At 72.3% G+C, this 9,771-nt stretch carries 8 protein-coding genes; 4 read left to right on the plus strand and 4 right to left on the minus strand.

The features are described from left to right. Positions 1–91 precede the first annotated feature (91 nt). A complete protein-coding gene (locus tag ACGFMK_RS32150; protein ID WP_392771184.1) occupies positions 92–1,018 on the minus strand; it encodes an ABC transporter permease in 927 nt (308 codons plus the stop codon). Further along, positions 1,015–3,873: an alpha/beta fold hydrolase gene (locus ACGFMK_RS32155; protein WP_392771187.1), complete on the minus strand. Its 2,859-nt coding sequence runs from the start codon at positions 3,871–3,873 to the stop codon at positions 1,015–1,017. The genes ACGFMK_RS32150 and ACGFMK_RS32155 overlap by 4 nt, the downstream gene beginning before the upstream one ends. 304 nt (positions 3,874–4,177) lie before the next feature. On the opposite strand from ACGFMK_RS32155, the gene ACGFMK_RS32160 reads away from it, so the two are divergent. Genes ACGFMK_RS32160 through ACGFMK_RS32175 form a run of 4 tightly spaced genes read left to right on the plus strand, consistent with a single transcriptional unit; the run spans position 4,178 to position 8,172 of the window. Further along, on the plus strand, positions 4,178–5,140 hold the full coding sequence (locus tag ACGFMK_RS32160) for a TerC family protein (RefSeq protein WP_392771190.1): 963 nt from the start codon (positions 4,178–4,180) through the stop codon (positions 5,138–5,140). Positions 5,141–5,192: 52 nt separating this feature from the next. Beyond that, positions 5,193–7,148, plus strand: coding sequence for a S9 family peptidase (locus ACGFMK_RS32165; protein WP_392771193.1), 1,956 nt, complete (start codon positions 5,193–5,195; stop codon positions 7,146–7,148). 48 nt (positions 7,149–7,196) lie between these two features. Continuing rightward, positions 7,197–7,529 (plus strand): hypothetical protein, encoded by a 333-nt coding sequence (locus ACGFMK_RS32170; RefSeq protein WP_392771196.1) that lies wholly within the window; start codon positions 7,197–7,199, stop codon positions 7,527–7,529. Continuing rightward, positions 7,522–8,172: an HAD family hydrolase gene (locus tag ACGFMK_RS32175; protein WP_392771198.1), complete on the plus strand. Its 651-nt coding sequence runs from the start codon at positions 7,522–7,524 to the stop codon at positions 8,170–8,172. The genes ACGFMK_RS32170 and ACGFMK_RS32175 overlap by 8 nt, the downstream gene beginning before the upstream one ends. Here ACGFMK_RS32175 and ACGFMK_RS32180 read toward each other — a convergent pair. Beyond that, positions 8,154–8,810, minus strand: a complete 657-nt coding sequence (locus ACGFMK_RS32180; protein ID WP_392771199.1) for an RES family NAD+ phosphorylase — start codon at positions 8,808–8,810, stop codon at positions 8,154–8,156. The genes ACGFMK_RS32175 and ACGFMK_RS32180 overlap by 19 nt on opposite strands. A 51-nt stretch (positions 8,811–8,861) precedes the next feature. Continuing rightward, complete coding sequence (locus tag ACGFMK_RS32185; protein WP_392771201.1) at positions 8,862–9,443, minus strand: DNA-binding protein; 582 nt, start codon at positions 9,441–9,443, stop codon at positions 8,862–8,864. Positions 9,444–9,771: the final 328 nt, after the last annotated feature.

Raw genomic sequence — 9,771 nt, forward strand, 5'->3', positions numbered from 1 at the left:
TGCTTGCCAAGCCCGCCCGGTCAGCCCGCGACGCCCAGCGCGTCCGGCCCGCGAACGTCACGGCGACGTCCGCGCACCGCTGAAGTTCCACTCAGCTCGTGATGTCCTTCGTGGCGAACCGGCGGCCGGCGTACAGGAAGAACACCGTGCCGTAGATCGTCGCCGACAGCAGGCCGCTGGCCAGGTTCGTCCAGTCGACGTCGGTGGAGATCAGGTCCATCCACGAGAACCCGTAGTGCGTCGGCAGGTAGTTGCGCAGGCCCTCCAGCGCCGTGATCTGGTCGAGGATCTGCGACAGGATCGCCACCAGCACCGCGCCGCCGACCGCGCCGAGCGGGGCGTCGGTCGTCACGCTCAGGGCGAGCGCGAGCCCGGCCACCCAGGCCAGCTGCAGGATGATGTACAAAGTGGACAGTGCGATGGCCAGCAGGCTGTCGCCGAAGGACACCGCGTCGCCGGTCGGGCTGATCGCGTCGCCCGCGCCGTACCAGATCACCCCGACGCCGAGCGAGACCAGCGGCAGCAGGATCAGCGCCGACGCCGAAAGAATCCCCGACACGATCGCCTTCTGCCGCAGCACGCGGTGCCGCGGCACCGGGATCGCCAGCAGGTACTTCAGGCTCGACCACGACGCCTCGCTCGCGATCGTGTCGCCGAAGAACAGCGCGACGATCATCGGCAGCAGGAACGTACCCGACACGAACAGGGCCAGCACGACGAAGTTCGGCGCGCTGGCCGTGGCCAGGTCGACGAACCCGCCGCTGCGCCGGTTCGGGTTGGACTGCCCGGCCTCGAACGCGATCACCAGGATGAACGGCAGGATCGCGACGAACCCGAGCAGCAGCTGCGTGCGCCGCCGCTTGAGCTGACGCCGCAGTTCGACGCCGAGCCCGAGCGTCCGCCGCGCGGAGTAGCCCGCGACGGCGCCGTCCGGCCCGACCCCGGCGTGCTCGCTCGACGCGAGGTCGCTCAGCTCGTCGAGGGCGTGCGGGTCCGTGTGGACGCCTGAATCACTCACGACTGGTCTCCCACCAGTTGCAGGAACGCGTCTTCCAGCCGGCGCCGCGGCCCGGCCTGCTCCACGGCGACCCCGGCGCGGACCAGTGCCGCGACGGCTTCGGCGCGCGGCAGCCCGTCGAGGTCGGCGTGCACCAGGTCGCCTTCGACGTCGACCGTGCCGACCCCGCCGATCGCCTTCAGCGCCGCGGCGGCCGCCGCCGGGTCGTCGACCCGGAACGTCGCCTCGCCGCCGGCTGCGGCCAGCTCGCCGACCTCACCCGAGGCGACCAGCGCGCCGCGGTGCATGACCACGACGTGCGTGCAGGTCTGCTCGACCTCGGCCAGCAGGTGGCTGGACACGACCACGGTGCGCCCGGTCGCGGCGTACCGCTGCAGCACCTCGCGCATCTGGTGGATCTGGGGCGGGTCGAGCCCGTTGGTCGGCTCGTCGAGCACCATGAGCTCCGGCAGGCCGAGCATCGCCTGGGCGATCGCCAGCCGCTGCCGCATGCCCTGGCTGTAGGTCCGCACCCGGCGGTCGACCGAGCTGCCGAGCCCGGCGATCTCCAGCGCCTCGCCGAAGTGCGCCTTCGCCGCGGGACGTCCGGTGCTCGCCCAGTACAGCTGGAGGTTCTCCCGGCCGGACAGGTGCGGCAGGAAGCCGGACCCTTCGACGAACGAGCCGATGCGCGAGAGTACCGGCGCGCCCGGCGCGATCTTGTGCCCGAACACGCGGGTGCTGCCCGCGGTCGGCGTGATCAGGCCCATCAGCATCCGCAGCGTGGTGGTCTTGCCCGCGCCGTTCGGCCCGAGCAGGCCCAGCACCTGGCCCGGCTCGACGCGGAACGACAGGTCGTTCACGGCGACGAACCCGCCCGGGTACTTCTTGCGCAGCCCTTCGATGACCAGCGGGGTGCCGGCCAGGTCCGGGTCGATGTCGGCGGCCCGGCGGCGGCGCAGCGCCGCGAAGAGCACGGCGGCGAGGGCGATCGCGAGGGTGACGGCGATGCCGACGAGCTGCCCGACCGGCGCGGGCGTGCCGACCGAAGTCCCGGGCACGACCGGCAGCGCCAGCGCGGCACCGCCGCCGGCGAGCGCGATCCGGAACACCGCGGGCGCGGCGGGTGAGGCGAACGCCTGGTCGGTGGTGCCGACGACGAGCCGCAGCGAGTGCCCGCCCTCGATCGGCCGGACGATGCCCGGCAGCGTCACGGTGACCTCGACCGGGGTGCCGTTGGCGGGCAGCCCGCTCACCCGGAACGGGGCGATGGCGTTGGCCGGCAGCACGCGCGAGCCGTCTTGGCCTACGTCGTAGAGCTTCGCGAACAGCACCGCTTCCGGCTGCGGGTGGGCCGGGTCGGCGGCCACCTGCAGCCGCACGGTCGAGGAGCCGCTGACGACGACCTGCCCGTCCACCGGCGCGGTGGTGAACTGCGCGGCCTGGCCGGGCGGGTCGCTGCTGAACAGCGCGCCGAGCCGCGACGTGCTGCTCGCGACGCCGTTGAGCCCGGGGATCCCGCTCACCGCCGAAGGGCTCGCGCCGGCCGGGCGCACCACGGGCTGGACCGGGCCGGTCATCGGCAGCAGCCGCCGCTCGGCGGCCGGGCCGGTGAGACCGGGGTAGGAGGTCGCGTTGACCGTGCGCACCGACGGCGTTCCGTTGGCGCGCAACGTGCCCTGGACGTCGTAGCTGAACCCGGTGCCGGGGTCGCCGCCGTTGACGGCGTCCCAGAGGAAGTCGCCGATCTTCCCGCGCAGCTGCGGCCCGGGCTTCCCGCCGTCGTGGCCGCCGGTGTACCAGATCGTCTTGACCTTGCCGCCCGCCGCGGTGATCTGCCGGGCGGTGGCGTCGGACTGGTCGAGGCCGAACAGGGTGTCGCTCTCGCCCTGCACCAGCAGCGTCGGCACGGTGATCTTGCTCGTCACCGACACCGGCGACACGCGGCGCAGCAGGTCGAGGCTCGCCTGGCTCGACGCCCCGGTGGTGCCCAGTTCGGTGTAGGCCTGGCAGACGGCGGCGGTGAACCGGCCGCACGGGTCGGCCGAGCCGGCGCGCGGGCCGCCCCCGCCCGCGGGCACGGACGGGACGGCGGCCGCGGCGGCGGTCCCGGTGGATCCGGTGTCGGTCTCCTGCCCGGCCTCGGGGGCCTCGGCCGAGGGCGACCCGCTCGCCGCAGGCCCGGAACCGGCCGAGAAGAAGATGCCGGCCCAGCTCTTCTTGAACACGCCGTCGGTCGCGAACGCCCCGGCCGCCGGGGTGCCCGCCGTCGGCGCCTTCGGCGCGGCCGCGTTCGGGACCAGGGCCTGCGCGAGGTCGTTGTAGGTGATCACCGGGGCGACGGCGTCGACGCGCTTGTCCGTGCCGGCCAGCAGCAGCGACAGCGCGCCGCCGTAGGACGCACCGGTGACGGCGACCTTCGGGTCGCCGCTGCTGTCGGTGCTCACCTGGTGCAGCGCGACCAGCCGGTCGATCAGCCGGCTCGCGTCGGCGACTTCACCGTTCGGGTCGTTCAGCCCGATCTTGCCGGTGCTCTTGCCGAACCCGCGCGCGGACCACGTCATCACGACGAAGCCCTTCCTCGCGAGTTCGCGGGCGTCGTCGGCGACGCTGGTCTTGTCCCCGCCGAAGCCGTGCGCGAGCAGCACCGCGGGCGCGGGCACGGTGGCGGGCAGGAAGGTGGTCGTGTCGATCTTGACCTGCTCGGCCGAGCCGGGCGCGGCGGGCATGTCGATCAGCGCGTCCTGGGTGGGCACCGCGGGCGGGGCCGTGTCGCGCGTCGCCCAGAGGACGGTCGCGGCGGCGAGCACCACCACGACGGCGCCGAGCGCGGTGAGGCGGCCGCGGCGGGTGCGCGGGAGCGGGAGTCGGGGCACGGTGTGAACCTATTCGAGGGTTGCTGAGAGTGCTGCCCGTGGTTCACAGCGATCACACGCCAGGGACCACCTGGTGGACCGAGGTGACCGAAATTACAGGCCCAACCCGGTGACGTGGGTGATTCCGGCTGGCGCTCGGGCGGGGATAACCGGCAAACTGGACGCGCTGTGAGGGGAGTATTCCTTCGCGGCGGTGTCGTCAGCACGGTGGCCCTGCGCCCCCGGCACCGTCGGCCGGTGTTCGCACCGGCGGAAGAGACCTCCGGTTAGTTGCTCATGCGCGCTATCCGGAGGTTGAAGTTCCATGACTGTCCCCCTGTGGCTGTGGATCGCCACGATCGGTGGCCTGCTCGCGCTCATCGCGCTCGACCTGGTCATCGTCGATCACAAGCCGCACGCGGTCACCACGGGGGAAGCCGCTCGCTGGGTGATCTTCTACGTCTCGTGCGCGGTGCTCTTCGGCGCCGGCGTGTGGTTCTTCGCCGGGCACGACCCGGGTGTCGAGTTCTTCACCGGGTACATCACCGAGTACTCGCTGAGCGTCGACAACCTGTTCATCTTCATGATCATCATGGCGTCGTTCAAGGTGCCCGCCATCCACCAGCACCGCGTGCTGCTGGTCGGCATCCTGCTCGCGCTCGCCATGCGCAGCGTGTTCATCGCGGTCGGCGCGGCGCTGATCGAGCAGTTCGTCTGGGTGTTCTTCCTGTTCGGCGCGGTGCTGGTCTGGACGGCCGTCAGCATGCTGCGCGGCAAGGGCGAGGACGAGGAGTACCACGAGAACGCCCTCACCCGGCAGGTCCGCAAGATCGCCCCGGTGACCGACGACTACCACGACCACAAGTACACCGTGAAGATCAACGGCAAGCGGATGATCACGCCGATGCTGCTGGTGATCGTGGCCATCGGCTCGGCGGACCTGCTGTTCGCCGTCGACTCGATCCCGGCGATCTTCGGCATCACGCAGGAGGCGTTCCTCGTCTTCACCGCCAACGCGTTCGCGCTGATGGGGCTGCGGCAGCTGTACTTCCTGCTCGGCGGCCTGGTGACGAAGCTGGTCTACCTCACCTACGGCCTCGCGGTGATCCTCGCCTTCATCGGCGCGAAGCTGTTCCTGCACGCGCTGCACGAGTACCACGTGGTGCCGGACTGGCTGGACATCAACAACTGGATCTCCCTCGCCGTCATCGTCGTGGTGCTCACCATCACCACGGTCGCCAGCCTGGCGAAGGCCCGGCGGGACGAGCGCAAGCAGGTGGCCGCGTGACGCCCTACGAAAGTCGTTCGCACAGCTAAAGGATTCGGGTACCGTCGGACAGGTGCGCCCTGTCGACATCGAAGCCCTCGTCGTCCCCGGCCGTCCCGCCCTGCGCGGAGACCTGCTGCTGACGGCGGTGCAGCACCCCGACCTGAAGACCAACGCCGCGCACAGCGCGCTGAGGCGGGTGTCCCTCGACGGCACCGAGTCCGCGTGGACCCACGGTCCGCACGACTCGGCGCCGTCGATCTCCCCGGACGGGCGCTGGGTGGCGTTCCTCCGCGCGGGGGACGGCGAGGACGCCGACGGCCGCCCGCAGCTGCACCTGATGCCGGCCGACGGTGGTGACGCGCAGCGCCTGACGTCGCTGCACCTCGGGGCCGGCGAGCCGGTGTGGGCGCCGGACTCGCGGCGCATCGCGTTCGTCGCGCGGGTGCCCGAAGCCGGCCGGTACGGCACGGCGGACGCCGATGACGAGACACCCGAGCCGGCGGCCGAGGCCCCGCGCCGGATCACGCGCATGGACTACCGGATCGACGACGTCGGCTTCCTCCGCGACCGCGTGCAGCGCCTCTTCGCCGTGGACGCCGTCGCGGCCTTCGAAGACGGCGAACTGCTCGAGCCGGAACCCCTGACGTCGGGCGAGTTCGACCCGGCCCACCCGGTGTGGACGCCGGACGGCACCCGGATCGTCTTCACCGCGCCGCCGGAGTGGGGCGCCGCCGAAAGCGACTCGCGCGACATCTGCGCGATCGCCGCCGAAGGTGGCGACCCCGAGGTCGTGGTGAACTGCCCGGGCTACTCGGAGCGCCCGGCCTTCGGTGCCGACGGCACATTGTTCTACTATGGACAGTCCTTTGAGGACCACCGTGAGGCCGCGGCCACGGGGCTTTATGCCGCGACGCCGGAGTTCGGCGTCGGCCCGGTGAAAGCCCGCCGCCTCACCGACATCGAAACCGTCGACTGCGAGGGCTCGGCCGGCCCGCCGGTGCCGCGCGAGGCCGACGTGCTCGTCGCCGTCCGCAACCGCGGCGCGGTGGAGCTGCGCGCGGTCGCCTTCGCCGCCGCCGACGCGCCGCTGGCCGACCTGACCGTGGTCTACGCGGACCGCTCCGCGCTCCGGTCGTTCACCGTGGACGGCCCGGTGATCGCGGCGGTCGTCGCCACCCTGGAGACCTCCGGTGAGGTCGTGCTGCTCGCCCCGGCCGCCCCGCGGGTGCTGACCGACTACTCGAAGCCGTTGCGGGACAAAGGACTCCGCCCGGTCCTCGAGCTGGAGACCACCGCCCCGGACGGCTACCCGGTGCACGGCTGGCTGGTGCTGCCCGAAGGCGAAGGCCCGCACCCGGTGCTGCGCGTGGTGCACGGCGGCCCGTTCACCCAGCAGGACTGGGCGGTGTTCGACGAGGCGCAGGTGTACGCGTCCGCGGGGTACGCCGTGGTGCTCGGCAACCCGCGCGGCTCGGCGGGGTACGGCCAGCAGCACGGCCACGCGATCACGCACGCCTTCGGCACGGTCGACGTCGACGACGTCCTGGCTCTGCTCGACAAGGCGCTGGAGCGCCCGGACCTGGACGCCTCGCGCGTCGGGATCATGGGTGGCTCGTACGGCGGGTTCATGACGAGCTGGCTGGCCGCACACCACGGCGAGCGCTTCCGCGCCGCGTGGAGCGAGCGCGCGGTCAACGCGTGGGACTCGATGGTCGGCAGCTCCGACATCGGTTACACGTTCGTCGACTCCTACATCGGCGCCGACCCCGAGGTGCAGCGCGACCGCAGCCCGCTCAGCTACGCGGACAAGATCCGCATCCCGTTCGCGGTGGTGCACTCGGAGCAGGACTGGCGCTGCCCGCTGGAGCAGGCGCAGCGGATGTTCGTCGCGCTGCGGCGCGCCGGCGCGGACGCGGAGTTCGTGCTGTTCCCCGGGGAAGGCCACGAACTGTCCCGCTCCGGCCGGCCGCGCCACCGCGTCCAGCGGTTCGACGCGATCCTGGAGTGGTGGGGCCGCCACCTGTAACCGCGCCGGTATTGTCCCGGGCCCGGCCGCCTGCGAATCTCGGTACCCATGACGGTGCCCGAGGTGGACTTCGAACTGGAGACCTGGCGGATGGTGCTGTTCCGCAAGGGACCTCGCGCCGACGAGATCTCCGACGAGATGGCTCTCGAACTCCGGGCGCGTCACCTGGCGGCGGCCCGCGCCCAGCAGGCGGCCGGGAAGTTGCGGCTCGCGGGCGCGATCCCGGTGCCGTCGGCCGCGCTGCCGGTGACCGGGGTGGCCTTCTTCCGGACGTCGGAGGAGGAGACACGCGCGATCCTCGACGCCGACCCGGCCGAGCAGGCCGGGCTGATCGCCTCGGAGATCGTCGGGTTCGTCTGCCCGCGGGGCACACTTGGCTGAGCGCGGCCTGATCTGCTTCGACGTCGACGGCACGCTCGTGCCCGGCACGTCCTCGTCGGTCTGGGTGGCCACGCGGCTCGGCGGCGCGGACGCGCTCGTCGCCGCCGAGGTCGCGTACGCCGAAGGCCGGATCACGAACGAGGAAACGGCGACGGTCGACGCCCGCGGCTGGGCCGGCCGCACCGAGGCGGAGATCCGCGCCCACCTCGAGACACTGCCGCTGGTCGACGGGATCGCCGAGACGGTGGCGTGGTGCCGCGCGCAGGACCTGCGCCCGATCCTCACCACCCTCGCGTGGACGCCGGTCGGCCGGCTGCTCGCCGGGCGGTTCGGATTCGCCGCGTACTGCGGGACGGAGCCCGAGGTCGAGGACGGCCGTTACACCGGCCGCGTCGCCCGGCACCTCGACGCGTACGGCAAACGGGACTTCGCGCTGGGTGTTGCGGCCGGGCTGGGCGTCTCCCCGGAGCGCTGCGCCGCGATCGGGGACAGCCGCTCGGACCTGAAGCTGTTCGCCGCCGTCGGCATGAGCGTCGCCTTCAACGGGGACGCCGGCGCCCGGGCCGCGGCCACCCACGTCGTCGACGGCGGTGACCTGCGAGCGGTCGTCCCGCTGCTCGAAGCTCAGTTCAGCAGGGTGTAGTTCAGCTCTTCGCAGACGCGGCCGAGCGGGACGTCCAGGCCGGGGTGGTCGAGCGGCAGCAGCACGTCCGGGGCGATCGGCAGGGCCGCGCCCGCGGGCGGGTCCCACAGGCAGATCGCCGGGTCGCCGGAGTCCATGGACGAGCGGTACCAGAGGCCGTCGAGGTCGCTGAAGGCCGCGCGGATCGCGCGGGCCCAGGCCTGCGTCAGCTTCTTCGGGCCGCTCGAGATCTCCTGGGACGCGCCGACCCGCGTCGGCCACAGGCCGGTCAGGTCGAGCAGGCGCAGGGTGCGGGTCGGGCGGACGACGACCAGCCGGGGACCGCGGGTGCGGCGGTCGACCGTCGAGCTGGTCTGGAACACCTCGGCGATCGACGTGCGCACGGTGAGGCCGAAGTAGAGGACCCCGTTCGCGGGATCGGTGACCGGCGCGCCGCCGCGGCCGGGCGGCTGCTGGTCGAACCGGCCGTGCGGGAGCGGGCCGGTGTAGCGGAACGAGTTCCACTGCTGGGGGTGGTTGCCGTGCGCGGTGAAGATCCGTACCAGCCTGGTCGCGGGCTGGACCGTCACCACGTCGTTGGCGCGGTTCAGCTGCCGGACCAGGACGGATCGGGCGGGCGGCAGCGGTAGCCGGGCCATGGGTCGGGGGTGGTCCGTCCTTGTCGGTGATCTTGCTCGGGGAGGCCCAGCCTAGAACGGCGAGCCGAGCGTGGCGATGAGGCGCGCGACGTGCTCCGGGTCACCGCCCGAGAGGAGCCACTGGCGCGGGGTCGCCGGGTGGTCGTTGATCACCAGATCGGGTTGGGCTGTGCTCATGAACGCGGCGACGACGAGCGCGGGCTGGTCTTCGGGCAGGGCCTTGAGGACGACCTCCAGGCCGGGCAGCACCCCCGAGCCGGCGAACTGCCACGCCGGGAGCCGCCAGCCGCCGTCCTTCCAGCCGGTCAGGCGCCCTTCCTTGAGGCGGTGCCGGATGCGGCTGTCGTCGACCCCGAGGGCCTTCGCGGCCTCGTTGACGCTGAGAGCGCCTTCGGCGAGCACGGCGTGGGCGGCGACGGTGCGCGCCCGGAAGTCCGGTTCCTCTTCCCGCCGCGGCGAAAGGTCCAGGCCGACCTCGGTGAGCGCGGCGCGCTGATCGGCCGAGAAGTAGTGCGAGGGATCGGGATTCGGTGGGGACAGTCTGCGCGCGGCGTCTTCGACGAGCGTGAGGAACTCGTTCGCGTCGACCTTCAGACCCGCCTTGGCGAGGATGTTCTCCAGCGCTACAGACATGCCGCTCAGGTTAACCCGAAACAGCGCGGCTGTGCGGGTTCGTGCGGGTTCGTGCCCTATCTGTGGGCGAATTCACCAGAGATCGACACTTTACGCACAGTACTCAACACGTTGAGTAGGCAACTTTCGGCAAGTCTGCCCGCATCGGACGACGTTGTCCAGGCTTGACACCCCGCGGCCCGCGTCTTACGTTCCTGGTGAGTAAACGATTTCCGCTCCGTGCTCACAGGATCCGGCGGGTTGGCGCCGGCCATGGGGGACACAGGGGGTGGGGCGTGCCTGGGGGGCCTGGCACGAGCCGGCCCCCCCCGCCCCTCTGTCCCGCCGC

This window comes from Amycolatopsis sp. NPDC049252 (assembly GCF_043197175.1).
In the GTDB taxonomy this organism is placed as follows: Bacteria; Actinomycetota; Actinomycetes; order Mycobacteriales; family Pseudonocardiaceae; genus Amycolatopsis.

Bases quoted from the DNA above. Each gene is read 5' to 3' on its own strand.
- ACGFMK_RS32160 (WP_392771190.1), top strand. From the start codon at position 4,178: ATGACTGTCCCCCTGTGGCTGTGGATCGCCACGATCGGTGGCCTGCTC.
- ACGFMK_RS32170 (WP_392771196.1), top strand. From the start codon at position 7,197: ATGACGGTGCCCGAGGTGGACTTCGAACTGGAGACCTGGCGGATGGTG.
- ACGFMK_RS32180 (WP_392771199.1), bottom strand. From the start codon at position 8,810: ATGGCCCGGCTACCGCTGCCGCCCGCCCGATCCGTCCTGGTCCGGCAG.
- ACGFMK_RS32185 (WP_392771201.1), bottom strand. From the start codon at position 9,443: ATGTCTGTAGCGCTGGAGAACATCCTCGCCAAGGCGGGTCTGAAGGTC.